Origin of the sequence: Mesorhizobium sp. (genome assembly GCF_024509055.1) — a bacterium.
In the GTDB taxonomy this organism is placed as follows: Bacteria; Pseudomonadota; Alphaproteobacteria; order Rhizobiales; family Rhizobiaceae; genus Mesorhizobium.
This window is the reverse complement of the sequence record NZ_JANINM010000373.1, coordinates 1-25,707: the sequence shown is the minus strand read 5'-3', so window position 1 is coordinate 25,707 and position 25,707 is coordinate 1. Positions and strand designations below refer to the sequence as shown.

Genomic DNA, 25,707 nt, shown 5'->3' with positions numbered 1-25,707 from the left:
CCGATCGAGAAATATTCGATGCCGTAGCGCGCGATCACCTTCGGGTCGTAGAGGTTGCGGCCATCGAAGATGACCGGCGTGGTCAGCGCGTCCTTGACCGCATCGAAGGAGGGCGCCCTGAAGCTCTTCCATTCGGTGCAGATCAGCAGCGCGTCGGCGCCCCGCAGAGCCGCCTCCTTGGTGCCGCACAAAAGCAGGTCGTCGCGCAGGCCGTAGATGGCCTGGCATTCCTGCATCGCCTCCGGATCGTAGGCCTGCACCCTGGCGCCGGCCGCCCACAGCGCTTCCATCAGGTTGCGCGACGGCGCCTCGCGCATGTCGTCGGTGTTCGGCTTGAAGGCAAGGCCCCAGATGGCGAAGGTCTTGCCGCTAAGGCCACCCTTGAAGTAGCGGTCGACCTTCTCGAACAAGACCGACTTCTGCGCGTTGTTGCGCTCCTCGACGGCGCGCAGCAGCTTGGCGTCGAACTTGACACCCTCGGCGGTCTTGATCAGCGCGCGCACATCCTTGGGGAAGCACGAGCCGCCATAGCCGAGGCCGGGGTAGATGAAGTGGTAGCCGATGCGCGGATCGCTGCCGATGCCCTTGCGCACCTCCTCGATGTCGGCGCCCAGCTGCTCGGCGAGATTGGCCATCTCGTTCATGAAGCTGATCTTGGTCGCCAGCATGCAGTTGGCTGCGTATTTGGTGAACTCGGCGCTGCGCACATCCATCACGATCATCTTCTCGTGGTTGCGGTTGAACGGCGCGTAGAGCTCGCGCATCACCGCCTCGGTGCCCTCGCTCGACGTGCCGACAATGATGCGGTCGGGTTTCATGCAGTCGGACACCGCCGAGCCCTCCTTTAGGAATTCGGGATTTGAGGCGACGTCGAAGGCAAGGTCCTCACGGCCGCGCGCTTTCAGCGTCTCCGCGATCTTGGCCTTGATCTTCTCGCATGTGCCGACCGGCACGGTGGACTTGCCGACGACGATCTTCGGCTTGTCCATCTCCCGGCCGATGGCCTCGGCGACGGCGAGCACATATTTCAGATCGGCCGAGCCGTCCTCACCGGGCGGCGTGCCGACGGCGATCATCTGGATCTGTCCGTGCTTGACCGCCGCGGCCGCGTCGGTGGTGAAGCGAATGCGACCGGCGGCATGGTTCTCCTTGACGAGGCTTTCCAGCCCGGGCTCGAAGATCGGGATGAAGCCCTGGTTTAGGCGCTCGACCTTCGCTTCGTCGATGTCGACGCACACCACCTCGTGCCCGACCTCCGCGAGCACCGCGGCCTGGACGAGACCGACATAGCCAATTCCAAAGACCGTCAAGTTCATTCGGTTCTGTTCCTGTTCAAGGCCGGGCCGCCTGGCGGCCCGGCCGGTGTCCCCCAGGCCGGCTGGCCTAGTTGCTCTTATTTATGCTGCAAGCCAGCGATTCCGGGAACTGGCAAGGCTCGCCCAGAGCCGTGAAGGCGACTCGCTTGACTTCCAAAGTCACCTTGCGGCCCGGATCGACGAAAGCGCCCATCCAGCCGGTCAGCTTGTCGCTGCCCCACAGGCTGAAGAATATCTTCTGCGGATTGGTCGGCAGTTCATCGGGATTGGTAACTTCGCTGACCAGCTTGCCGTTGACGTACCAGCGCAGCCGATGCTTCTCCCAGACGAAGCCGTAATCGTTGAAGCCCTTGTCCGCGCCGCCCTCGACATCGACCAGCTTGGCGTTCTTCGGCTTACCCCGGATGTAGCTGTTCACCTGGACCTTGGAGGGATCCTTGGTGAGCACTTCGAAGTCGACTTCGTCCCAGGGCTGCTTGTCCTGCGGGCCGATGTAGGTGAAGAATGCAGCGTTGAGGCCGGAGCCGGTGCCCGTCTTCATCCGTGCTTCATAAGTGCCATAGCCATAGCGTTGCTTCGTCTGCACCTCGGCGCAGGCGAATTGCCGGTCCTTCAGCTTGCGCTTCTCGAAGCCTAGGGAAAGCGCACCGTCGGAAAGGCGGACCAAATCCTTCGACCAGATGCAGTTCTGATGCGCGCCGTTGCTCCAGCCGTCGGAGACGTACCAGCGTTTGGTGTCGAACGTGGAAAAGTCGTCGACGAATGACGGCGCGCTCTGCAATTCCTGGGCATGCGCCGGATGAAGCGCCGCCGCCAGGACGACCGCGCCGGCAAACATCGCGCCCGCGGGGCCGTGCCGCAGCATCGCCGGCACACTCGAGCGTGTGCGCGTCATGCCGGAACCCACCGCGAAGAGGGTGTTTTTCGGGTCTGCCTTCATACAAACTCACCTTTGTGTTGTCCGCCCAACCCAAAGTCGTTTCCGGCCCGCCGCAAGCGGGCCCTTCCGATCCTCCGCCCTTGAACTCCTCGTATGGTTTCGTACCGATGACGGCGCTGTATGGCGTTCGTCAGCCTCGCGCCACCGACTTCGCCGACCCGGACTGCCCGGCACCATCCTCGACGATGGCGTCAAGCGAATGACGCAGATCCTTCATCACCCCGTTCTGACGGGCGAGTTCGGCAATGCGACGTTCGCAGTTCAGGATGGCGTTGGTCATCGCGGTGACATCCGACAGCTTTCCCGTGGAAGCCGAGCCGTTTTCCATCGCCTCTACCAGAAAGGCCGCGTTGGCCGAGGTCGACCGGTATCGATTCTCCAGGCCGGCCTTCTCCGCCTCGATCTCGGTGCTGATCTGGTCGAACAGCTTCGCGAGACGGTCAAAACGCTGAAGATCCGTCTGCCGGTCTCGTTCCGGATTCCGGGATCTGAAGCCAAAAATCGACGCCATCCTATCGGCCTTTCGAAATTGCTGCATCGCAACATAAACTGCCATCCTCCGTGCGAGTACGCAACCTCCTTGTTTCGGCAAGCCAGTTTTTGCAAAAGCAACGCCCGCCGCCAGCCGGCACTCTGGTCAGTCTTTCACAGTGCTCGTGCCCACCATGAGGAAGCGCAACGGAGGAACTTGTTGCTTTGCGGCAATTCCGGTGCGCCGGAACAGCGCATCCAGCTTGTCCGAGGCCACGCCCCGAACGATTGGAATGAGATTCGACTGGCTGGCAAAGGCATAGGCGGCGGCCGAGGCCAGACCCCGCTCGGCTTTCACATCGAGGAAATTGCGCAGCCGGTACTTGTCGCGGACGTGGCGCTCATGGCGCCTTAGGACGGCTTTCGAACCCTCCGGCAGGTTGTCGATCGCCAGCAACGCCAGATCGGCATCGGCAAGGCGCTTCAGATCCTGCGTCCGGTGCCTGCCGCTCAGCGAATCGGCGCGAACGATCGCGCCATAACCGCAGGACCTGATGACCTTGAAACGCGCTCCGCAGGCGACCGCGCGCGCATAGAGCTCGTAGTCCTCGCCGAGCCGCAGGTTCTCATCATAGCTCAGTCCATGCCTGTCGAGGAACGCCCGGCTGATCACCGGCTTCAGGAAGCCGAGCTCGCCGCGCAGGACACGGCGGCGGGAAATGTTGCCATCGACGAATCGCTCCAGATCGAGAAATTCGGGATCAGCGGCGAAAAGCGGGGCGGAGACCTTGGTCGGATCGGTCGCCGCATCGTCCCTGATCAACATGATGTTGTCCGCCGCGAAATCCCAATCGGCGCTGGCGAACAGCCGTCGGAAGCGGCCTTCGAGAAAGAAATCGTCCGCGTCGAGAATGCTGACGAAAGGCGATCTGGATGCCTTGATCGCGGTGTTGCGGGCAAAGGACGGTCCCCGATTGACGTCGAGGCGGATGATCGACAGCCTGCCGCTGCCGTCGTCGGCGGCGCGTGCCACATCCTGCGTATCGTCGGTGGAAGCATCGTCGACCACGACCACCTCCGCCACTTCGGCTTCGCGCAGGGCGGAAGCGATGGCGACTGGAATTGTCCTAGCCGCGTTGCGGGCCGCGATGATGACGCAGACCCCCGGGGTGGTCACGGGCATGGGTTCACCTTTCGATTGCATGGATGATTGCCGACCCCTGCCCGGAAGATTGAATGGTTACCGGTCTCATCAGTTGCCCCGCCCCGGCTCGACGAGCGCCGGCCGCTCGAAAATGCGCCGGCTGAGATCGGCGGAAGCCGCCCATCCGGCCTCGGCCAGGTAGCGGACAGGCTCCCGTCCGCACAACTCCCACAGCACGTGACGCCGCTGCGGCCAGCGCAGCGACGACAGCCAGGGCGCGATCACCATGTGGAAGAGGTCGGCATTTTCGATACGCGCCAGAATCCGGGTGGCGCGATCAGAGAGCAGCGTGCCCGCGCCGCCGAGCAGCACATCGGCCGCGCGCAGGCCTAGCAGCAGCGTGTCCGCCAGCCCCTGCTCGGCGGCGTGATCGAGGACCTTCTGCTGCTCGGCTTCGCTCAGCCGGCTGGCGCTTGCCCTGACGTCGCAGACATAGCCGGCACAAGGCTCGCGGTTGAAGAACGCCTTGGCGACGCTGATGCAGGACAAGAGCAATGTGTCGGAGGCCGAAATCAGTGGCATGCCTGCGCCGGCGACCTCAACCTGGCGCCTGCGGCGCAGGAAGCCGTCGATGTCGCGCGGACTGGGTGATCCCGGCTGCTGCAATCGATGATGGAGATCGACCGTCGAGGCCCTCCCCCCATCGTCGCGGACCATGTGCTGCTCGCCAAGGAAACGCACCCACCAGACCGATCGAGACTTGCCCGCGACCTCATATCCGATCGCGCGGAGGGCCTCGCGGGCAGCCGCGAAACCGGTCGGCGAAACCAGAATGTCGACATCACCGGATGGCTTCATGAAGTGGTCACCGTAGAGCAAATGCTGCTGCAGCGGCCCTTTCAGGAAAACGAAGTCGACCTGCCTGTCCCGCAGCGCCTGGTGGATCAGGATCGAATCGCCGAGGCAGGTTGCATTCATCGCCATGGTCCGCCGGCGGTAGGCATCCAGCCAAGCGGGCAGTTCCGGCGGCGTCGCGGCCGCCGCCGCGCGTCCGAGCGCCTTGAGCAGGAACACCGCGACCTTGTTCAGCCTGGCAATGTCGGCGACGTTAGCAGCGGAGATCGCGGGCACCGGCATCTCGCCGTGGCTCGCGCCAACCGAGTCGGTGCCCGGAGAAAAGAACAACCTCAGGCACGCCTGCACATAGGCGACTTCGTCCGCGCAGCCGGCGGCGCGCAGCCTGTCGTAGGAAGCGTCTTGCATGGCCATGCCCGATGTCGCTCTCCGCAAAAACCGCACACAGCTTTTATACCGCACCTGCGAACAAAAGCATCGTCAAAATCGAGCCGGCGGTCCAGTCGCTTCGATGCCCAACCGCAGCTATGCAACTCCTGCGTTTATGATCGATCCGTGCCCAATCACATTTGAAGACAGTTTGGTTAGGCCTAAGCTTGAGCCGGCAATTGGATTTTCCCGCAGCAATCTCTTCGCAAATGCGAAACAGGTATCGACGTTCAAAAAAATATCGCAATTAAATCATATGCTTATTTAAGTGGCAAACGAGCGTCCTTGATCGTCGAGCGGTATCTCTCAGAAAATGATGTCGCTCCCGTTCCGATCACCGATGAAGGCAGACGCAACCGAGAATTGATTAATGCCTGGTAAATCAGGCTTGACTCATAAATGTTGCCGTGCAGCAATCGCATCGCAGCATATTGCAGCAAAGCAATATGCTGGCGGCACTTCGGCGCCGCTTCCAGTCCTTAATTGGAGAGTAGAATGGAACAAAATGTTGAGAAGCATGAGTACGAAACTCCCAGCCTGACGGTTCACGGTTCGATTGAAACGATCACGCAGGGCGGTGCTGGCACGACGGCGCTGGACGCGACCTTTCCCGCGCACACGCCGGTCGGCGAGCTCACGTTCTCTTGAGCCTATCAGCATCCGTAGTGACGCAGTTGGGGCTTCGGATGCTTGGTTGACAGGTGAGCCGGGGGGCACCGTCCCCCGGCTTCCTGCCCGGGGCAATCGCCGGCAACCGAGCCCTCAGGTTCGACGACTGATGGCGTTCAACAATGAGGTTTTAGGATGCACTGGAACCCATCGGACAATGACCGCATCGTCTCATCCGGCGAAGCAGTGGCTTGCGAATTCGGCGACGGACTGGCGCTGCTCCATTTGAAATCCAACATCTACTATAGCCTGAACGGCGTCGGCGCCTATATCTGGGAGCTGATCCAGGAACCAAGGTCGCTTCTCGACATCCGGAACGCCGTGCTGACGCGCTACGATGTCGATGCCGAGCGCTGCAAGGCCGATGTCGAGGGCCTGCTCAAAGGGCTGACCGAAGCAGGGCTTGCGAGACTGCACCGTGAGGAACTGGTCTAGGCTCCGGTCGCTCAGCGGCCGGGAGATGGTCTTTCTGGCGCACTGCCTGGCGGTGGTGGCGGTCGTTCGGCTTGGACTGACCTTTTCCTCCTATAACTGGCTTCGCAGCATGGTGACACGGCTGGACGCAAGGAACACGGCCAGCCTCGGCGACCTGCGGCGCGTCGCCTGGGGTGTCGCTGCCGCCGCGCGGTTCGTGCCTGGCGCCAGTTGCCTTACCCAGGCCCTGGCGGGCCAATACCTGCTCGCCCGGCGGGGTAGCGCCTCCAACATCCGGATCGGCGTCGAACGGGACACCGGCAAGCAACTCAAGGCGCATGCCTGGCTGGTCAGCGGCAACCATATCGTGCTCGGCGGATCGATGAGCGGGTTTGCCCCTCTTGTCGACCATGGGCAGTAAGCGATGAGCGGCGTCGCCGGAATTCTGCACCGGCACGGCAAACCGGCCGCCGCAGGCGATGTTCAGCAGATGCTGGCGCGCATGCGCCATCGCGCCCGCGACGGCAGTTCGTGGTGGACGCGGGAAAACGTGGCGCTTGGCCACGCCTGGCTCGACACGACAGACGAGAACAGTCCCGGCCCTCTGACGATGGCCGGGGGCAAGCTTGCCATCACCGCCGACTGCCGGCTCGACAACCGCGATGAGTTGCTGGCGCGGCTCGGCATCCGCGACCGCTCGGTGGCCGACGCGATGCTTCTGATGCGCGCCTACCTGAAATGGGGCGAGGCCTGCCCGACCTATCTGCAAGGCGATTTCGCCTTCGCGATCTGGGACGCGGAGCGCGGGGCACTGTTTTGCGTGCGCGATCATTTCGGCGTCAAACCGTTCTACTACCATTCCAACGACAAGCATTTTGCGTTCGCCTCCGAGATCGGCCCCATCCTGGCGCTCGACGGCGTCGGCAGGCAGATCAGCGAGCATCAGATTTCCGGCTTCCTGGCCGGCTTGCCGGATGATCCGCAATCCACCCCCTACGCGGAGATCTTCCGGCTGCCGGCCCGGCACAGCCTGGTTGCGACGGACCGCCAGGAGGGGCTGCGCCGCTATTGGCAGATCGAGCCGTCGCAGCGGCCGTTGCGTTCGGACGCGGCCGAAGAATTCGCGCATCTCTTCTCCCGATCGGTGGAGAACCGGATGCGGGGCACATCCGCCGTCGGCGCGATGCTGAGCGGCGGCCTCGATTCGTCCTCGATAGCCTGCGTCGCCGGCCGGCGCCATGCTGCGGCCGGAAACCCCAGGCTCAAGACCTTCTCGCTGGTTTTCGGCAAGGGCTCGCCGATGGACGAAAAGCCGTTCATCGATGCCGTACTTGACCAGCAGCAGCTCGACGGCACGCTGATATCCGTCGGCAACTATGCGCCCTTCGCCGAGTTCGAACGCATATTGGAGGAGCAGGAAGGGACGTTCCTGGCGCCCGGCCTGTCGCTGACCCGCGACATCTACCGCACCGCGGGCGCCAAGGGCGTCAGGGTGCTGCTCGACGGCCATGGCGGCGACGAGGTCGTATCGCAAGGCCACGGGCATCTCCACGAGCTCGCCAATGCCGGCAGGTGGTTGGAGCTCTGGAGCGAGCTGCATAGTGCTGCCAACACCTATGGCGACGGCATGCTCGGCCTGTATTTTAAATTCCTGACCATTTACGGCCCGGCCTGGCGGATTGCTCGTCTTAGAAGCCGGTTGCGGCGCCTGCTGGCGCGCCTGCGGCTTCAATCACCGCCCCAGGCGCGTGCCGCATGGACAGGCCTGGTCAATCCGGAGCTTGCCAGGCGCACGGACCTCGCCGAGCGTTTCCACCGCGCCGGCTATATGCCCGCCAGCGTCACCGCCAGCGAAACGCTGACGCATCGCTGGCTGCTGTCGACCGGGCTGGTGCCGCACGCTTTCGAAGTGCTGGACAAGGCCGCCGCCAATTTCGGCATCGAACCGCGCTATCCGTTCTGGGACAAGCCACTGGTCGAGTTCTGCCTTGCGCTGCCGGGCGAGGAGAAGCTGCGGAACGGCTTCGGCCGCCATGTCCTGCGCCGAGCCATGCAAGGCGTGCTGCCGCCGGCGGTGCAGTGGCGGCGAGACAAGATCGATTTCACCTCCAATCTGGTCAAGGGCATGCTCGGCAACCATCGCGACCTGCTGGACAAGCTGCTGGTGTCGGACAGCGACCGGATCGCGCCCTACGTCAACTTGCCGGAAGTGACAGAAATCTATGCCCGGATATTGCGGCAGCCGGAGCAGGCGACGCTGCCGGATGTCCAGCATCTGTGGCGTTCGGCCTCGCTGTCGCTATGGCTGCGCCAGATCCAAGACAGCGGACGCCCAGCATGAACTCTCCGATCGCCCTTGCCACGAGAGCCGACCTCGCTGCCGGGCCGGACGCCCGAAGCGGCCGTGGCCGACATTTCTACAAAGCCTACGGGCTGACGGTCAGTTCCCAGGTGGCCTTGCCGGAACTCGAGCCGACGACGCCCGCAACGCCCGACATCGAGATCGCGGTCCGGCCGATCGACTTCCCGAGGGCGTCATCCGAAGGGGCCGCCTTCCGCTTCGAGCCCGAGCGCCAGTATCTTTCGTGGCAGGCGGTCGGCGGTTTCCTGATCGACGGCACCAACCGGATCGACGTCGAACCCGCGCCAGGCATCGACGACGCGTTGCTTGCCTTTCCACTGCTCGGACCGGTCATGGCACTGCTCCTGCACCAGCGCGGTCTGCTCGTCCTGCATGCCAGCGCCATCAATGTCGGCGGCAGGAGCGTGATCTTCATGGGCGACAAGGGGGCGGGCAAGTCGACGACGGCGGGCGCAATGATCCGCGCCGGTCACCGCCTGCTTACCGACGACGTCGTCGCGCTCGACCTGTCCGATGCGCGACGGCCAACGGTGCTGCCGGGCTTTCCGCAGTTGAAGCTCGCCGCCGACGCAGCCGGCGCGATCCGCATCGAAGACGCGGAGGTGCGCCCTCAGGTGCATCCGCAAATCGACAAGGCGCAGCATAGGCTGCACAAAGGGTTTTCAGCCGAGGCGGTGCCCGTATCGCGCATCTATATGCTCGAGCGCGGCGAGCGAGCGGCGATCGCGCCGCTGCCGGCCGCGGGCGCCCTGCCGACCATCATCAGATTCTCCTATGTCACGCGATTCGGCCGGGAGGCGCTGGTTGGCGACTTTGCCTCGACCCACCTGCGCCAGTGCGCCGAGCTTGCCGGCCGGATCGGCGTTTGCCGTCTCGAAGTGCCGGCCGGACTGGAACGGATCGACGAAGCGGTCGCCCTGATCGAGCGCGATCTGGCGGCCGGCGTAGAGGCACGGTGAAGGCCATGGGCGGGTCTTCCAAGCTTCGCCTGCCGCTTTTGCGCGAGGTCGCCGGTTTCGGCGCGGTGATGGCGCATATAGGCGGGCGCCGCACGGTGACCGCGCTGGTCTTTCTCATCCTGGGCAGCCTGACCGAGGGCATCTCGATCCTGCTGCTCATCCCGTTGCTGCATCTGATCGACAAGGCCGACCAGGATTTCGCCATCCGGTTGCCCGACGCCCTGCGCTGGCTGGTGCCCGGCGGAACTATCTCCCTGGCGACGGTGCTCTGCCTGCTTGTCGCCCTGGTGGCGCTGCAGGCGATGTTCAACCGCTTCAAGTCGATCTACATGGCGCGGCTGCTCTATGATTTCGTCAACCGCGTGCGGATGAGCTTCTTCGAAAGCATCGGCAAGGCGCGCTGGGACGTCTTCACCCGAACACGCAGTTCCGACCTCGACCACGCGCTGAACGGCGACATCGACCGGGTGCAGGTGGCCGCCTTCTCGCTGCTGATGCTCGCGCAGGCAGCGCTGCTTCTGACTGGGTATCTCGTCGTATCGCTGCTCATCTCGCCGGTGATGACCTCTTTCGCCATCCTGATCGGCGTGGTGATGTTGATCGCGCTGCAGCCATTCAGGGCGCGCGCCTCTGCATATGGCCGGATGCTGACCAGCAACCGCCAGGACCAGTACCGCACGGTCTCCGAGTTCCTCGGCGGCATCAAGGTGGCGAAAAGCCTGAACGTCGAGGCAAGCTATTTCGCGGAACTCCGCGCGACGCTGGACAAGATGAAGGCCGACAACATTGCCTATGTCCGCAACAGCACGCTCGGCACGGCGCTATTCCAGGTGGCGAGTGTGGTCGGGCTCAGCCTGTTTATCTATCTCGCGCTGGTGCGCTTCCATCTCTCGCTCGCCGAGATCGTCGTGCTGCTCCTGGTCTTCATGCGGGTCGCGCCGCGCTTCCTGGACATCCAGATCCAGGCGCAGCAGGTGCTGATCAACATCCCCGCCTACACCTCGATGCGGAGCCTGCAGGCACGCTTCGACGCCGAACGCGAGCCGGCGCAGGGCGATGCCGGACAAGGCGCCAGGCTGTCGCTCGACACGGGCCTCAACATTCGCAACGTTTCCTTCGCTTATGGCGGCGAGGCCGCCAAGCCGGTGGTCGACGACGTTACGTTCGGCCTGCCGGCCGGCAAGGTAACGGCGCTGATCGGTCCTTCCGGTTCGGGGAAAAGCACGATCGCCGATATGCTGCTCGGCCTGCTCGAGCCGACCGGGGGCAGGATCCTCGCTGACGGCATCGAGATCAGCGCGCAGAACCGGAGAGCCTGGCGCGACCGGGTGGCCTATGTGCCGCAGGATGTGTTCCTGCTGCATGACACGCTTGCCGCCAATCTGCGGCTGGCGGCGCCGCATGCGAGCCAGGAGGAGCTCTGGGCCGCGCTGCGCAAGGCGCATGCCGCCGACTTCGTCGAACGGCTCGAACTGCGGCTCGAAACCGTCGTGGGCGACCGCGGCGTCAGGCTTTCGGGCGGTGAACGCCAGCGCGTCGCGCTGGCGCGCGCGCTGCTGCGAAAGCCATCGCTGCTCATCCTCGACGAGGCAACGAGCGCGCTCGACTGGCAGAACCAATCGCTGATCGCCCAATCGATCGATGGGCTGCGCGGCCAGATGACCATCCTCACCATCGCGCACCGGCCATCGATGATCGCCTTTGCCGACTGGGTTGTGGCCATCGAGGACGGCCGCGTCGTCGAGGTCGGGCAATATCAGCGATTGAAGGCAAAGGCCGGCAGCCGGCTGGCCAGGATGCTATCGGGCGAGCAGGCGGAGCGCGATGGCGCGACAGCGGCCGAGGCCGCGCCGGTTACGATGCCCGCTGAACGGTCAGTGGAGGCTGCGCCTGGCGCCTAGCTTTTCGCCTTCGGCCACCTTGTTTAGGATGGCGCCGCGGTCGGCATCCCGCACCATGCTGGCAGGCGTCGGCGTGCTCCTGGCAATCATGACGTAGACGAGCAGGAAATAGCCCGCCTGGATAATTGCCGCGCAAATGACGGCTCGCATGGCAACGGTACCGGCCGAAGCGCCATCGACGATGGACCAGCCAATTACGATCGCGAGTGCGAACATCATTCCGACGATGAATTTTGGAAGAGACATGTTCGCCGGCCCCTCAACCGATACGAGCATGCAAAAGCTGCGACTTACCCACCCGCGTAACTCCCCATAGCGCCACGGTGCTATTTCTGACTGCCCAATTTTTCCGGTTGCTTACGGCCTTTCCGACGCGTTCAGACTATGACAGAAACAGTTTGCGACTCTATTAAGGCGGTGAACAGGCAGAAAGGCCAGCCGTGGGTTTTTTCCAATGATTTTGCGGGATCGACTCTGCCGTGCTGCGGCGCACACTCCGGTGCGGTCGCCTATTCAGAGCATCGAAACCCCTCCCAGTAACGCCTATAATATTAATTAGTATTTTACGGGAATACCTTGTCGGCACGAGTGATTCTCGTTCCCTGCGACCCCGGTTCCTCTGCAGCAAAGAATGTGCTGTCCAAAAACGGCCCAAAAATGGCACTACATTTTCGGGAATTTCTCTCAGCTTGTCATAAACGTGCCACAAAGACCAACATTTGGGCAGGCGCGGTTTATTATTTGGTCAATTCATGACGTGAGCATTTCACGCATATAGGAAATTGTGTGTTGCGCTGCAGCATTTTTTTGGTATCGTGCCGTAAACCATCCGTTCAACGTATGGAGCTTCTGCATGAGGGACGTCGCCAAGTCGGCAAATGCCGGATTTTCGCAAGCCGGCATCGATTTTCCACCCCCCATCGGTGGTCTGCTGAAGCGCAGTTTCGATATCGTCGGTTCACTCGCCGGGCTGGTGTTGCTCAGCCCGCTCTTCCTCATGGTCGCGCTGCTGGTCAAGCTTTCGGACCGTGGCCCGATCTTCTACGGCCACAAGCGAATCGGCCGCGGCGGCCGGATTTTTGCGTGCCTGAAATTCCGTACCATGGTGCAGGACGGCGAGCGTGTGCTTAAGGCGCATCTTGCCGCCAATCCGGATGCCGCCGCCGAATGGGCGGCGACGCGCAAGCTGAAGAATGATCCGCGCGTCACGCGCGTCGGCCAGGTGCTCAGGAAGCTCAGCCTGGACGAGCTGCCGCAGATCATCAACATCCTCCAGGGCGATATGAGCCTCGTTGGACCGCGCCCGGTTGTTCGTGACGAGCTCGAGATCTATGGCAGCGCCGCGGTCTACTACCTGAAGTCGCGGCCCGGCCTGACCGGCCTCTGGCAGGTGAGCGGGCGCAACGACGTGTCCTACGACAGCCGCGTCGCCTTCGACCGCCACTATGTCGAGAACTGGTCGATGGTCGAGGACATTCGCATCATCATGAAGACCGTGCCTGCCGTGTGGATGTCGCGCGGTTCTTACTGACCACAAAGCCTGCTCCGAGGCTTTGGGGCAGGCGTCCGGCAGAAATCTCATCGGGCGGATGGGGCAAAGCGGATCGGAAACGTTCAGTTGAAAAAATACATCTTCGGACTGCCCTTCGCCGGCAGCCTTCTTTCCAAGGCGCCAGGCCGCTTCGCGGTTGCGGCGCTTGTCTTGTCGCTCGCGGCGCCGCACATGGCCTCGGCCGACGACTATCGCCTTGGCCCACTCGACAAGCTCAACATTCGCGTCGCCGAATGGCAGACGGTGGACGGCACGTTCCGCGACTGGTCGGCCATCAACGGCGCCTATTCGATCGGACCTGCCGGAACGCTGTCGGTACCGTTCGTCGGCGACATCCCCGCGAATGGCAAGACCACTTCGGAAATCGCGGCGGCGATCGGGCAAGCCCTGCAGCGCAAGCTGGCCCTGCCCGACAAGCCGGAAGCCTCGGTCGAAATGGCGCAATTCCGACCGTTCTACATTTCGGGCGAGGTGCAGAACCCCGGCCAGTTTCCGTTCGTGCCCGACCTCACCGTGCTCAAGGCGATCAGCATCGCCGGCGGCATCCGGCGCAATGCCGACTATGGTCCGCAGCTCGGCAAGGATCTCGTCACCGCCAAGGGCAACTTCGACATTTACGACGACCAGCGCGTCCGTCTCCTCGTCAAGCGCGCCCGCATCGACGCCGATCTCGCCGGGCAAACGGCCTTCGAGGTGCCGAAGGAGCTTGAGGGCGATCCGAGGTTGTCGACCATCGTCGCCGACGAGACGGCGATCCTGACCTCCGACCGGAAGGCGCTGAAGCTGAAGCTGGACGCGCTCGACGAGCTCAAGGGCGTGCTCCAGGCGGAAATCGAATCGTTGCAGAAGAAGATCGTCAACCAGCAGAAGCAGGTCGACCTGGCCGAACAGCAGGCCGCCAGCATCGGACCGCTGGCGCAGAAGGGCCTGGTCGCCAACGCGCGATTGCTGTCCTCTCAGCAGACCGTCACGGACCTGCAGGGCAAGATCCTCGACTATGAGACGGCCATCCTGACCGCCAAGCAGTCGATCAGCAAGGCGAGCCAGGACGCCATCGATGCCCAGAACACGCTGACCTCGTCGCTGACCGCCGACCGGCAGCAGACGGAAGCCGACCTGAATACGGCAGCACTCAGGGTGGGCATGCAAAAAGGCCTGATCGCCCAGGCATCGGACCCCGAGACGACGGCCGCCATCACAGGCAGCCAGGAACCGAGCCTTCTCTACTCGCTGGTGCGGATTGCCGACGGCAAGACGAGCGAGGTCGACGCCAAGGAAGACACGCCAGTGGAGCCCGGCGACGTGATCAAGGTGAAGCTGGCGCCGACGGCCAGCCAGTAGTCTTGTCCGTCAACGCCTGCTCAGCCGCTGCCAGCGAAAGGAAAGCGGCTAGGACAAGTAAGGCTCGCTCGCGCCAGGCTGCGAGCGGCGAACTGTTTTGGACCGCTTGAAGGCAAAAATGCAGGCCGCCGCTCCGCGTCACGTCTATCTCAATCTCGACGCCATTCGCGGCGTGGCTGCGATCAGCGTTATGCTCTACCATTTCTCGCCGTTCCTCGCCGATGGCAAGGTGCTGCCGTCGAGCTATCTCGCCGTCGACCTGTTCTTCCTCCTCAGCGGCTTCGTTATCGCGCATGCCTATGACCGCAAGATCGAGAACGGCATGGGCTTCGGCACCTTCCTGGCGATCCGGCTGATACGGCTTTACCCGCTCTACCTCGCCGGCACGCTGCTCGGTTTCTTCTACCTGCTGGTCAAGAACCGGCTGATGCCGGCGGAATACATGCCGATGTCCGAGATCGGCACGCAGCTGACGACCGGCATCTTCTTCATCCCGCTCGTCGGCGAGGCGTATCACACGATCTTCCCGCTCAACCCCGCCTCGTGGTCGCTGTTCTTCGAGCTGATCGTCAACATCGCCTATGTCGCCGTCTTCTTCCTGCTGTCGAGGCGCGTGCTGACCGCGGTCATCGGCGCCAGCCTGGTGCTGCTGGTCGTCGCGACGGTGGTCGCCGGAACGCTCGATTTCGGCATGACCGGCCAGACCATCATCAGCGGGCTGCCGCGCGTGTCGTTCTCCTTCTTCCTGGGTGTCCTGCTATGCCGCTCGCTGGCCGGCTACCAGGGCAGCCTCGGCTTCCTGCGGCGTGGCTGGTGGGTCGAAGCAGCGATCGCGCTGACGCTGGTGGTCTTCGCCATCGCGCCCGGGGGCGGTGCGCGCGTCGCCTATGACCTCGCCTGCATCGTCCTGGTGTTTCCGGTCCTGGTCGTGACCGGAGCCGTGGCGCCCACCTCGGCGCGGCTTTCAGGCTTCTACGGCTGGCTGGGGCGGATTTCCTACCCGATCTACATCATCCACACGCCGATGCTGATGATCATCGCCGGCGCCGGCAAGGCGGTGTCGATCGATCCGTTTGCACACCATCCCTGGTTCGGCATCGTCATGGCCGTCGCGGTCGTCGTCATCGCCGACATCGCCACGCGCATCTATGACGAGCCGCTGCGGCGCTTCCTGCAGCGGCAGATGCAGCGCTCGCGAGCCGTGGCTTAGATAGAAGACAAATGATTATCTGCCCGTGGGGGCCCAGGCTAGCTGTCCTGGAAACGTCGGGCCGAGCCTCAGACCGCCGCCGTCATGCGCCGGCCTGCCGGCTTCTGCTCCTCGACAGGCATCGGTGCCCGCAGCCGGCGGGCGGCCGGCACCGGCTTCAGCGTGAACAGTCCGTAGTAGACGATGAAGGAGGCCATGAAATAGGGGCCGAGCATCTCGACCTCGAAGAAGGAGCGGATCAGCATCAGCCCGATCGCGCCTGCAAGCACCACCGAATCGGCGTTCCAATGACCGAACACGACCTTCGATACATGGCCATAGAAGGAGCGCAGGATGATCAGCGCCAGCATCGTCACACCGACGAAGCCGAGCTCGACCAGGGTTTCGACATAGGTGTTGTGGAAATGGAAGCCGGTGCGGGTCGAGATGTAGAACTCCGCCCACAGCCTTTCGGGATCGGCAAAGCCCTGGAGCCAATAGGCGGCATAGCCGTAGCCAAGCCAGGGACGCTCCATCGCCGCCGCCCAGCCCTGTTCCCAGAGATAGGTGCGGCCCGTCAAGGTCGAGTCCTTGCCGAAGATGCCGAGCACGGCGTCCAGTAGACCGAGGTTCAAGGCGGCCGCCACGCCGGCGACCAGCGCGCCGGCCCCAACCACGAACAGCACGCGACGGTAGCGACGCGACAGCACCTTGCTCATGGTCAGCAAGGCAACGATGCCAAGAACCACCGGGAGAGAGGCCACGGATGTCGCGGAATGGGCGATCGCCAGCATATAGACCGACAACAGGATGATCGGGGCGGTCCAGATGAAACTCAGCCAGTTGCGGCGATAGAAGACAAGGAAAACGAGGCAAAAGAAGATGCCCAGCGAGGAAAAGAGGCCGACCTGGTTCTTGGAGCCGAAAGCGCCGACGAAATTGACGGTGCCGTCGATCGTGTCGAGGGCGTAAGCGCCGACTTTCAGCGAATAGAGGAGGACTACGAATGTGCCGATCAGCACGCCAACCACCAGCGTTCGGACGCTGATGGTGCGAGCAGCGATATAAGCGCAGAGAATATGCGAGAAATACTGCACGCCCGCCCGGGCGCTGATGCCGGCCGCCTGCGACCAGAATACCGAAAAACAGACATAGGCAGCGAAGAGCAGCGGCAGCCACGCGCCAGAGAGGTTGCGGGAGAAGCGCCGGTAATCGACGAAGAGAAGAGGCAGCCAGACGGCGTAATAGGCCAGGATCAGGATCTGGCCGAAATTGGACGAGTAGGCGAAGGCAAAGACCGAAACCATTACGGCAAAGACGCCGTAGGTTTCGTTCCGGTCCGGATCGATCAGAATGGATTTCGGAATCTTCATGCCGGATTTTTTGTCCGTTGAGCCTTCTATACCGGCGCCAGCCAATGTGCGGCTTGGCCGGAATACATTGTGCACTGCAGCATAACCTATCGCCCTATCGCCGGCGGCTCAACCGGAAATGTTGTCACGGGCGAAAGGGGCGGCCATCGAGCGCTTTGTTGCATGGCGAGAAGGCTGGAATGGGGCGACGGCCCTCAGGCGGCTGCCGACCGCGCGACAGCGGCCTGGATCAGGCGGTCGGCCAGAATGGCGAGGAAGGCAATCGACAGGCCGGCAATCAGGCCCATGCCGGCATCCGCCTTGCCCAGCGCGACATAGACCGCCTGCCCGAGATCGCGGGTGCCCACAAGCGCCGCTATGGCCAGCATGGACAGCGCCGCCATGATCGTCTGGTTGAGGCCGAGCATCACCACGGGGAGCGCCAGCGGCAGTTTGGCCTGCAGCAGCGTCTGTGTTCGTGTCGCCCCCATCTGCTCGACAGCCTCCACCACGTCGGCGCGCACATGCCTCAGTCCATGCTCGACATAGCGGATGGGCGGCACAATGGCGTAGAGCATGATGGCTATCAGCGCGGTGAACTCGCCGACCTTGAAGAACATCAACGCAGGTATCAGGAATACGAATTGCGGCATTGTCTGCAGCGCGTCGCATATAGGCTTCAGGATGCGCGACACACGGTCGCTGTGCGCCGCCCACACACCGAGCGCGCCGCCGACAAGCAGGCAAAGCAGCACCGCCACCGTGCAGAGATAGAGCGACTGGACCAGTTGCGGCCACAATCCGTTGACGAGGATCAAGGCGAAACCGACGAGTGCGAAAATACCGAGCCGGACGCCGGAGACCTGCCCGGCAAGCAAGGCAAAGGCGAGAATGAAGACTGGCCAGGGCAGATCGAGAAAACCGGTGTAGAGGATGAAGCCGGCGGCGAGAGCAGCCAAGCCTGCCCGCCAACCGAAGCGGTGTAACAGAAGCCCGGCAGCCACCAGAACCAGGACGCAATAGCCGGTGACCACCGACGGCGAGAGCGCAAAGCCCCAGATGGCTGGCGCCGCGGCCCCCGAAATTCCGATCCGCATCGGCAAAAGCAGGCAATAGAGGACCGCATTGCGGACACCGTCAAAGAACCAGGCGTAGTCGCGCACAAGGCCAAGGAGCCATTGATTGACGGGGCCCATCTGTGTGCGCAGCGCCGTGTCAGGCAACAGGGTTGCATCCGGGGCGGCAAGGTGAATGACGACCGCAAGGGCGAACGCGGCCGCGAGCGACATCACGAGCCGGCGCTGCGTCATCCATTGCATGGCAGGTGTCGGCCCGGTTGCCGGCTCCCTGGCAAAGCCGATGGTCAGCCGGTCGATAAGGATGGCGAGCAGCGCAATCACGAGGCCCGAAAGAATGCTCTGGCCGAATTCGGCCTTGCGCATTGAGGACAACACCTCCCAGCCGATGTCCTCGAAGCCGCCGATGATGGCGGCGACGATGACCATCGACAGCGCCGCCATGGTCGTCTGGTTGAAGCCGACGAGAAGCTGCGGCAACGCCGTCGGCACCTCGACCTGCCAGAACTGCTGGCGGCGCGTGCAGCCGCTCATCAGGCCGGCCTCGCTGATGGCGGCCGGCACCCGGTCGAGGCCCAGCATCGTGTTGCGCACCATCGGCGGCGTCGCATAGATGGCGCTTGCGATCAGCCCCACCACCGGACCGAAGCCGAAGAGCAGCAACAGCGGGATGAGGTAAGCGAAAGCCGGCACGGTCTGCATCAGATCGAGCAAGCCGAGCAGAGCCGGGCGCAAGCGCGGAAAAGCATAGCCGAGAACGCCGAGCAGGAAGCCCAGAACGGTCGAGATCGGGACCGCCAGCAGCACCAGCGCAAGCGTGTTCATGCTCTGCGGCCAATAGCCGGCGAGAATGATGTAAGCAAGCGCTAACATTGCAAAGATGGCCAACCTGCCACCGCTGGACTTCACCGCGAGCGCGGTCGTGGCGAGCATCACGGCCGGCCAGGGCAGCCAGGCCAGGGCTACCCGCACACCACGCATCGGCGCGTCGAGCAGCGCCGACAGCGCCCGGAATGCCGGCTGGACGACAGCGACGACGGCATCGGTCACCGCGTTGAGGTAGGCTGCCATCGGCAGCGTCCATTCCTTCGGGAACGTGACCAGCCAGGGAAAGTCCGTCTTCAAAAGCAGGCAAAGCGCGGCAAGCACGGCCAGCCCGCACCAGGGGAGAAGCGCCGGCTCGACCGCGAACCTGGGTGAAGATCGTAGCGTGGCGGCCGGCGCGGCGGTCATTGTCGCGTACGCCTTGCCTGTTCGCGCTCCAGCACGGCGAGCACCGCGCTGGCACTGAGAAGCGCCGGCGGGGTGTCGCCGGCGCCCGGCACGCTGAAAGCCGTGGCGCCGGAAGCCAGCCGCGGGATCAGCGCCTCGAGGCTCGTGTCGGCGGCGATGCTCTGCTCCGGTAGCGCCGCGCCGTTGGCGGCGACGGCGATGTCGCCAGCGGTGATGACGCGCAGCAGCGGCATGTCCTCGGTGAACTGCGCGACATACTCGTCGGCAGGGTTGAGCACGATGTCGGCCGGACGCCCGATCTGGACGATCTTGCCGGCCCGCATGATGGCCAGCCTGTCGGCCAGCCGGAACGCCTCAGCGATGTCATGGGTGATGAAGATGATGGTCTTCTTCAGCATCTTCTGCAGGCGCAGGAATTCGTCCTGCATCTGGCGGCGGATCAGCGGATCGAGCGCGGAGAAGGGCTCGTCGAGGAACCAGAGTTCCGGTCCGACGGCGAGCGAGCGGGCAATGCCGACCCGCTGCTGCTGGCCGCCGGAAAGCTGGTGGGGGTAGGAAGCCTCGCGGCCCTCGAGCCCGACGAGGGCGACCATCTCGCGGGCGCGGGCCTCGCGTTCCTTTGCCGGCTTGCCCTGGATCTTCAGTGGGAAGGCGACATTGTCGAGCACGCTGAGATGCGGCAGCAGGCCGAAATTCTGGAAGACCATGCCCATGGCGTGCCGGCGCAGCTCGATGAGCTTCTTGCCGCTGGCCTTGAGCAGGTTCTTCCCGTCGAGAAGGATCTCGCCGGCGCTCGGCTCGACCAGGCGAGACAGGCAGCGCACCAGGGTCGACTTGCCGGAACCGGACAGGCCCATGATGACGAAGATTTCGCCGGTCGCCACTTCGAAGCTGGCGTCGACCACGGCCGGCAGATGCGCTTCCGCGCGCAGGCGGTCGGCCAGCGCATCGGGATCGATCACATAGCCGCGCGAGTCGAAGTAATAGGCCGGACGCCGGCCATAGACCTTCCAGACATTGCGGCAGGCAAGTTTTATCGGGCGTGGGGCGGTGTTCATGGGCAGCCATCCGCGCCGGTCGAGTGCCCGGTCCCGCGCATAGCGGGAGCCGGGCCTTGATCGCCCTCAAATTTTCTCAGGCACATCGGCCGGATCAGCCCTTGGCGCCGTCGACCCAGGGCTTCCAGACGGCTTCGTTCTTGTCGATCCATTCCTTGACGACGGCGTCGAGATCCTTGCCCTGCTTGTCGACGGCAAGCATCAGCTTCTGTTGTTCGCCCGCATCCATCTTGATCGCCTTCAGGAAGGTATAGGCGGCCGGCCATTTGGCGCCGAAGCCGGACCAGACGATCTTGTCGACATCGGGCGGGGTGATGCAGTGATCGTTGGTCTGCTGCTTGCAGGGCGGCATCGTCACCCAGCCGACATCGTTCTCAGCCAGCGCGTAGTGCGGACCCCAGAACATCATCACCAGCGGCGTCTTGGCGGCCTCGGACGCCTCCAGCTCGGCGACCAGCGCACCTTCCGAACCGGCGGGAACGGCCGTGTATTGCATGGAATTGTCGGCAAGGATGGTCGCGGCGCGCGAGCCCCAGTCGGCCGGATAGTCGAGGAAGCGCGCGTTGGGCGCCGTCTCCGGCGTCGCCAGCGCCTTGATGCAGTCCGGCTTGTTGAGCGCGTTCCAGTCGGGCAGGCCAGGGCAGACCGTCTCCATGAACTTGGGATAGATCCAGCCTTCCTGCGTCTTCAGGTCGAGCTTGCCGATGTCCTCGATCTGCTTGGCGGCAAGCACCTTGGGATAGATGTCGCCGACATTGTTCAGCCAGATCTCGACCGAGGCGCTGAGCGAGCCGTCCGCCAGACCGGAGAATTGCGGGAAGTTGCCGGCGGTGACGTATTCGACCTTGTAGCCGAGCTTCTGAAGAAGCTGGCCGGCTATGTGGGTGGTGACGTGCTGGCCGGTCCATTCGAGCATGGCGAGCTTGATCGGCTCGTCCTTGGCGCCGAGATCGGCGCTTTGCGCCATCGTCGTACCGGCAAGCATCAGCGCAAGGCCAAGGCCGGCATTAATGAAACTGGTTGAATTCGGCATGATTGTTCCCCTGTTTTGGATTTTATCGTTTGACCTGAATTCGGTACTTGCGGCGGAAAGGCTACCGCAAACCTGTTTTCGCGCGCCACTCCATTTGCCGGTGTAAACGTTTTGTTGATCAGCCGGCGAAACGTATGACGAACCTGCCCTTCGACTGGCCTTTCTCAAGGACGGCCAGCGCGTTCGACACCTCCTCCAACTTTATTGTTTCTACTGTCGTTTCAAGCGGCTTGCGGACGTGCATGTCCACCAGCTCACGCATCTCCTGCCTGGTGCCGACGCTGGTGCCGGTGATGACGACACCGGTGGCCGTCAGCCATTCCTGGATGAGGGGAACCGGCTGGAACACCATCGCCGCGGCGACGATCCTGCCGCGCGGACGGATGCCGGCGACCATCGCCTCCCAGGTGGCGGCGGTCGGCGCGAAATTGATGCAGGCGTGATATTTCTCGCCCCTGGCCGCCAGCCGTGACGACAGACCGCTATCGGCGATCTCGGTTTCGGCCGCGCCGTAAATGCGGGCAATCTCCAGTTTCACCGGATCGCGATCGACCGCGAGCACTCTCACCCCGAGTCGGCTGGCGATCTGCACGGCGTAGAGGCCAAGCCCGCCGCACCCGAACACGATGGCGCTCTCCCCGGCCTTCAACCCGGCCCGCTTCACCGCGCCATAGGCGGTAATGCCGGCGCACATCAGCGGGGCGGTCGTCACGGGATCGATTGTTTCAGGCAACGCGACCGCGAACCTCGCGTCGCAGACCACATACTCGGCAAAGGCGCCGGGCACGTTCAAGCCGTGCGCTCGATGGTGCTGGCAGAACGATTCGTAGCCGTCCAGGCATTCGTCGCAACGGCAGCAGGTATCGTGGATCCATGGCACGCCGACGCCGTCGCCGACCGCCCAGCCGCTCACGCCCTCGCCCAGCGCCTCGACGCGACCGACGCCCTCATGACCCATGACGAAAGGCGATGGAGCGTGAGGCGGCACGCTCTCGCCGCGCCAGATATGCACGTCGGTGTGGCAGACGCCGCAGGCTTGCAGCCGCACCAGAATCTGGCCTGGACCGGCCATGGGACGAGGAACGCCGGTGACGGCGAGTGGCTCGCCATATCCGCCCAGAACCGCGGCCCGCATCGTTTGAGTGTGTGACGTCATCGATTGCCTGCCTGGCCGATGCTTGCCTCCGCAGCGTAGGCTTGCCAAAATTATATGACAATAGAAAAATTTGTTAGAGCGTACAAAAATTTCCTCGGATATACGAACCTCATGGCGACCAGGGCGAGAAGACAGAAGACCCGCATCCAAGACATCAGGCGGATCGAACTCATCGAGGCGGCGCATCGCATCTTCCTGCGCGATGGCCTGAAAGGCCTGACAACCACGAGGATCTGCCACGAAGCCGGTATGTCCCAGGGCATCCTGACCTATTACTTCAAGGACAAGGACCAGGTGCTTTTCGAGATGGTGCGCTATGCCAACCGGCTCATCATGGACGCCGTGGTGGTTAACCTGCGCTTGGCCGAGACCAGCTGGGAACGCTTGACGGCGATCATCGACGGCAATTTTCCGGAGGAGAAGTTCGAGCGCAACACGGCCAATGCCTGGATTTCCTTCTACGCGGAAGCAGCCCACAATCCGCGCTACGCACAGCTGCAGAATATCTTCTATCAGCGGCTGCGGTCGAACATAGGCTCGGCACTGTCGCCGCTCTGCTCGAAGGGCGAGATCGACCATTTCGTGCGCGGCTTTGCCGCCATGCTTGATGGCTTCTGGCTGCGGCGCGGGCATTCCGACGACGACATTTCGCATCTTGAGGCGAAAGCGCTGCTTGTCGAATATTCGGAACGGATGCTTGGTGCGGGTACGGTGTCGAAGCTGAAAAGACTTCAGCTGCGAGCGGCTTGAAGTTCTCGCCGGCAGCGAGCGGTTGAGGACGCTCCTTGCCGGCGTGGGTTTCACCACAAAGCCCCACCCGTTATCTGGATGTTTTCCATGGTGATGCCCTTGGCGAGATCCGAGCAAAGGAAGACGGCGAGAGCCGCGATCTCCTCCGGCTGCATCATGCGCCCCTGAGGATTGGCCTTCCTGAACTCATCCATCGCGTCCTCGACGCTGCGACCCTTGCCTTCGCGCGCCACCACCTGCGCTACGTTGCGGCGCATCAGCTCGGTCTCGACCCAGGTCGGACTGATCATGACGCAGGTGACGCCGTGCGGCGCGCCTTCGAGCGCGACGCAACGGGTCAGGCCGAGCAGTCCGGCCTTGGAAGCGCAATAGGCGGGATTATCCCTCCAGCCGACCGAGGCCGCGGTCGAGCCGATGTTGACGATGCGGCCCCAGCCGCGCTCGATCATGCCGGGCAGCACAGCGCGCGTGATGCGGAAGGCGCCGGTGAGATTGGTGTCGACGATCTTGTCCCAGAGCTCGTCGGAATGGCCGCAGATCGGCTGCTCGGCAGTGGTGCCGGCGGCATTCACGAGGATATCTGCGCAACCAACGGCTGCCTCAGCCTCGGCAAAGAACAAATTGGTGAGCGCGGTGTCCCGGACATCGAGATGCGCCGCATGGACCTTGGTGCCATGCGCCGCAAGCGCCGAGCGGACGCGCTCGATCTCCTCCGCGCCCGGGTAATAGGCGGCATCCACCCTGCCCGCCTGCGGCGGTGCAACATAGGAGCCGACGGCGACATTGGCGCCGGCCTTGGCCAAAGCGGTTGCGATGGCGAAGCCCATTCCGGAAAAGCCGCCAGTGACGATCGCACTGCGGCCGGCGAGGTTGGTCATGGCAAGCAATCTCCGTCTTCACACCGCAAGATAGCCCCCGTCGACGACCATTTCGGCGCCGGTGACGAATTTGGATTCGTCGGAGGCGAGATAGAGGACCATGTAGGCGATGTCCCTGGGCTCGCCGAGAAAGCCGATCGGGTGACGGGACAGCGCCTTGGCTTTCTCCTGCTCGAGCCTGCCGAGGTCGCGCAGGTAATTCTCGGTCTGCGGCGTCCAGATGTAGCCGGGATGGATGGAATTGCAGCGGATAGCGTAGCGCTGCTCCGCGCAATGAACGGCGACCGCCTTGGTCAAGGTGCGCACGCCACCCTTGGAGGCGCAATAGGCCGCCAGTTCGGCCTCGCCGATGATGCCGTCGATCGAGGACAGGTTGATGATCGATCCGCCGCCGGATTTCTTCATCAGCCTGATGCCTTCCTGGCAGCCGAGGAAGACGCCGTCGAGATTGATCGCCATGGTGCGCCGCCACTCGGCCAAAGTCGTGTCCTCGACGTTTTTGGCTATCGCGATGCCGGCATTGTTGACCAGCACGTCGAGCCGCCCGAAGCGCTGCTCGACCGCCGCCATGACGGCGGGCCAGTCCTCGGGCTTCGACACATCGTGGCGCAACGCCAGCGCCTCGCCGCCAGCCTTGACGATCTCAGCCGCCGTGCTGGCCGCGAGGCTTTCGTCGATGTCGCTGACGACCAACCTGGCGCCTTCCGACGCCAGAAGAAGCGAAGACGCCCGGCCGAGGCCGAGCCCGGCCCCGGTAACGAACGCCACCTTGCCTGCGACGCGGCTCATTTTCGGCATCACCCTCCCTTGTTGGACGACTCCAGCGGCTTGCCCAGCCAATCGCGGTAGAAGCCCTCGAGATCCGGCTCGAAATCGTGCACGATCGGATAGCCGGGGGCGGCCGCCTCGACCTCATGCAGCGTGCCGCATTGCGGGCAGATGAATTCGCGGATCTCCATCCAGTCCGGGTCTGGCAGATCGCTGTTGGGATAAATCTCGCGCAGCGATACCTCGCTGTCACGCACGATGATCGCGGCCTTCAGCTTCCAGTTCTTGCGGTAGTCGCCGAAGGAGTGGCCGCATTCGCATTTCGTCACCCGCTCGCCGCCGCTCTGGCAGATGAAGAGATGGTCGCCGACAGGCAGCAGGATCGGGTCTTTCCAGCCGACGCGATCCTGCAGCACCGCGACATATTTCAAGAAACGATCGTCGTCCTTGTAGGCGCTCATGATGCGGCGCGTCTGCGGCCAGGGCAGCGTGCCGGCAACCAGATCGGCGATGACTTCCTTGCTGTATGAGGTCATGGTCCTTACTCCACGCCGAAGGTCGATTTGGCATCGACATCCCAGAAGGTCGAAAAGTCCTTGGTGAAGCGCGGCGACAGCTTGATCGCGCTGGCATACATCTTCTTCACCTCGGGCGCGAAATCGGCTGCCTTCACCCGCTCGCGCTCCTTGGCGATCCATTCGGAAACCGGCCTTGCGCGCGCTAGGCGCCTTGCCCGCATCTCGGCGCGGTGGCGTTTGGTGGCTTCTATATTGGCGACTGGGAAGCCTTCCTTGTCCTCGTCGAGCACGATGCCGAAGATGCCTTCCGCCGCTTCCTTGGTCAGGAAGCCGTTCTCGACGT

Annotated in this window: 25 protein-coding genes and 1 pseudogene; 11 read left to right on the top strand and 15 right to left on the bottom strand. The window is 63.4% G+C overall.

All coding sequences use genetic code 11. The features are described 5' to 3' along the window. The 5 genes from Q0L57_RS17225 to Q0L57_RS17205 all read right to left on the bottom strand — a co-directional run. On the bottom strand, window positions 1–1,316 hold a 1,316-nt coding region (locus Q0L57_RS17225), incomplete at its 3' end, for a UDP-glucose/GDP-mannose dehydrogenase family protein (protein ID WP_296744358.1). A 67-nt stretch (window positions 1,317–1,383) separates the two neighbouring features. Then, on the bottom strand, window positions 1,384–2,154 hold the full coding sequence (locus tag Q0L57_RS17220) for a family 16 glycosylhydrolase (RefSeq protein WP_296744360.1): 771 nt from the start codon (window positions 2,152–2,154) through the stop codon (window positions 1,384–1,386). A 232-nt stretch (window positions 2,155–2,386) separates the two neighbouring features. Next, window positions 2,387–2,767 carry a hypothetical protein gene (locus Q0L57_RS17215; RefSeq protein WP_296744357.1) on the bottom strand — a complete coding sequence of 127 codons (381 nt, stop codon included), beginning with the start codon at window positions 2,765–2,767 and terminating at the stop codon, window positions 2,387–2,389. 126 nt (window positions 2,768–2,893) lie between these two features. After that, window positions 2,894–3,910 carry a glycosyltransferase family 2 protein gene (locus tag Q0L57_RS17210; protein ID WP_296744356.1) on the bottom strand — a complete coding sequence of 339 codons (1,017 nt, stop codon included), beginning with the start codon at window positions 3,908–3,910 and terminating at the stop codon, window positions 2,894–2,896. 69 nt (window positions 3,911–3,979) lie between these two features. After that, the gene (locus Q0L57_RS17205; protein WP_296744355.1) at window positions 3,980–5,140 is read right to left on the bottom strand and encodes a nucleotidyltransferase family protein; all 1,161 of its coding nucleotides are present in this window, start codon (window positions 5,138–5,140) and stop codon (window positions 3,980–3,982) included. Here Q0L57_RS17205 and Q0L57_RS17200 point away from each other — a divergent pair. From Q0L57_RS17200 to Q0L57_RS17170, 7 genes are all read left to right on the top strand, one after another. Next, on the top strand, window positions 5,133–5,423 hold the full coding sequence (locus tag Q0L57_RS17200) for a hypothetical protein (protein ID WP_296744354.1): 291 nt from the start codon (window positions 5,133–5,135) through the stop codon (window positions 5,421–5,423). The genes Q0L57_RS17205 and Q0L57_RS17200 overlap by 8 nt on opposite strands. Window positions 5,424–5,650: 227 nt before the next feature. After that, window positions 5,651–5,803 (top strand): lasso RiPP family leader peptide-containing protein, encoded by a 153-nt coding sequence (locus tag Q0L57_RS17195; RefSeq protein ID WP_296744353.1) that lies wholly within the window; start codon window positions 5,651–5,653, stop codon window positions 5,801–5,803. 156 nt (window positions 5,804–5,959) lie between these two features. Continuing rightward, on the top strand, window positions 5,960–6,259 hold the full coding sequence (locus Q0L57_RS17190) for a PqqD family protein (protein ID WP_296744352.1): 300 nt from the start codon (window positions 5,960–5,962) through the stop codon (window positions 6,257–6,259). Next, on the top strand, window positions 6,243–6,659 hold the full coding sequence (locus Q0L57_RS17185) for a lasso peptide biosynthesis B2 protein (RefSeq protein WP_296744351.1): 417 nt from the start codon (window positions 6,243–6,245) through the stop codon (window positions 6,657–6,659). The genes Q0L57_RS17190 and Q0L57_RS17185 overlap by 17 nt, the downstream gene beginning before the upstream one ends. 3 nt (window positions 6,660–6,662) lie before the next feature. Beyond that, window positions 6,663–8,579 (top strand): lasso peptide isopeptide bond-forming cyclase, encoded by a 1,917-nt coding sequence (locus Q0L57_RS17180; RefSeq protein WP_296744350.1) that lies wholly within the window; start codon window positions 6,663–6,665, stop codon window positions 8,577–8,579. Next, window positions 8,576–9,559: a serine kinase gene (locus Q0L57_RS17175; protein ID WP_296744349.1), complete on the top strand. Its 984-nt coding sequence runs from the start codon at window positions 8,576–8,578 to the stop codon at window positions 9,557–9,559. Before Q0L57_RS17180 ends, Q0L57_RS17175 begins: the two co-directional genes overlap by 4 nt. Window positions 9,560–9,564: 5 nt before the next feature. Beyond that, on the top strand, window positions 9,565–11,460 hold the full coding sequence (locus tag Q0L57_RS17170; protein WP_296744348.1) for an ABC transporter ATP-binding protein: 1,896 nt from the start codon (window positions 9,565–9,567) through the stop codon (window positions 11,458–11,460). On the opposite strand, the gene Q0L57_RS17165 is transcribed toward Q0L57_RS17170, so the two are convergent. Beyond that, on the bottom strand, window positions 11,434–11,706 hold the full coding sequence (locus Q0L57_RS17165; RefSeq protein WP_296744347.1) for an exopolysaccharide production repressor exox: 273 nt from the start codon (window positions 11,704–11,706) through the stop codon (window positions 11,434–11,436). The genes Q0L57_RS17170 and Q0L57_RS17165 overlap by 27 nt on opposite strands. Before the next feature lie 607 nt (window positions 11,707–12,313). Here Q0L57_RS17165 and Q0L57_RS17160 point away from each other — a divergent pair. The 3 genes from Q0L57_RS17160 to Q0L57_RS17150 all read left to right on the top strand — a co-directional run bounded on the left by Q0L57_RS17160 (window position 12,314) and on the right by Q0L57_RS17150 (window position 15,563). Continuing rightward, window positions 12,314–12,991, top strand: coding sequence for a sugar transferase (locus tag Q0L57_RS17160; RefSeq protein WP_296744346.1), 678 nt, complete (start codon window positions 12,314–12,316; stop codon window positions 12,989–12,991). A 192-nt stretch (window positions 12,992–13,183) separates the two neighbouring features. Continuing rightward, entirely contained in the window at window positions 13,184–14,353 is a 1,170-nt protein-coding gene (locus Q0L57_RS17155) for a polysaccharide biosynthesis/export family protein (RefSeq protein ID WP_296744359.1), read from the top strand. A 118-nt stretch (window positions 14,354–14,471) separates the two neighbouring features. Next, on the top strand, window positions 14,472–15,563 hold the full coding sequence (locus tag Q0L57_RS17150) for an acyltransferase (protein WP_296744345.1): 1,092 nt from the start codon (window positions 14,472–14,474) through the stop codon (window positions 15,561–15,563). A gap of 68 nt (window positions 15,564–15,631) precedes the next feature. Here Q0L57_RS17150 and Q0L57_RS17145 read toward each other — a convergent pair whose 3' ends face one another. From Q0L57_RS17145 to Q0L57_RS17125, 5 genes are all read right to left on the bottom strand, one after another. Next, a complete protein-coding gene (locus Q0L57_RS17145; protein ID WP_296744344.1) occupies window positions 15,632–16,915 on the bottom strand; it encodes an O-antigen ligase in 1,284 nt (427 codons plus the stop codon). A gap of 194 nt (window positions 16,916–17,109) precedes the next feature. Further along, window positions 17,110–19,203, bottom strand: coding sequence for a proline/glycine betaine ABC transporter permease (locus Q0L57_RS17140; RefSeq protein ID WP_296744343.1), 2,094 nt, complete (start codon window positions 19,201–19,203; stop codon window positions 17,110–17,112). Continuing rightward, on the bottom strand, window positions 19,200–20,261 hold the full coding sequence (locus tag Q0L57_RS17135; RefSeq protein ID WP_296744342.1) for a glycine betaine/L-proline ABC transporter ATP-binding protein: 1,062 nt from the start codon (window positions 20,259–20,261) through the stop codon (window positions 19,200–19,202). The genes Q0L57_RS17140 and Q0L57_RS17135 overlap by 4 nt, the downstream gene beginning before the upstream one ends. Window positions 20,262–20,355: 94 nt before the next feature. After that, complete coding sequence (locus tag Q0L57_RS17130) at window positions 20,356–21,294, bottom strand: ABC transporter substrate-binding protein (RefSeq protein WP_296744341.1); 939 nt, start codon at window positions 21,292–21,294, stop codon at window positions 20,356–20,358. A 118-nt stretch (window positions 21,295–21,412) separates the two neighbouring features. Next, complete coding sequence (locus Q0L57_RS17125) at window positions 21,413–22,450, bottom strand: alcohol dehydrogenase catalytic domain-containing protein (RefSeq protein WP_296744340.1); 1,038 nt, start codon at window positions 22,448–22,450, stop codon at window positions 21,413–21,415. Between the two features lie 111 nt (window positions 22,451–22,561). On the opposite strand from Q0L57_RS17125, the gene betI reads away from it, so the two are divergent. Further along, window positions 22,562–23,200, top strand: coding sequence for a transcriptional regulator BetI (gene betI / locus Q0L57_RS17120; protein WP_296744339.1), 639 nt, complete (start codon window positions 22,562–22,564; stop codon window positions 23,198–23,200). 50 nt (window positions 23,201–23,250) lie between these two features. Here betI and Q0L57_RS17115 read toward each other — a convergent pair whose 3' ends face one another. The 4 genes and pseudogenes from Q0L57_RS17115 to Q0L57_RS17100 all read right to left on the bottom strand — a co-directional run. Then, window positions 23,251–24,078 (bottom strand): SDR family oxidoreductase, encoded by an 828-nt coding sequence (locus tag Q0L57_RS17115; RefSeq protein WP_296744338.1) that lies wholly within the window; start codon window positions 24,076–24,078, stop codon window positions 23,251–23,253. Between the two features lie 18 nt (window positions 24,079–24,096). Further along, complete coding sequence (locus Q0L57_RS17110) at window positions 24,097–24,867, bottom strand: glucose 1-dehydrogenase (RefSeq protein ID WP_296744337.1); 771 nt, start codon at window positions 24,865–24,867, stop codon at window positions 24,097–24,099. Window positions 24,868–24,875: 8 nt separating this feature from the next. Continuing rightward, complete coding sequence (locus Q0L57_RS17105) at window positions 24,876–25,382, bottom strand: acetone carboxylase subunit gamma (protein WP_296744336.1); 507 nt, start codon at window positions 25,380–25,382, stop codon at window positions 24,876–24,878. 5 nt (window positions 25,383–25,387) lie between these two features. Then, window positions 25,388–25,707: pseudogene (locus Q0L57_RS17100) on the bottom strand (5-oxoprolinase); the annotation flags it as partial.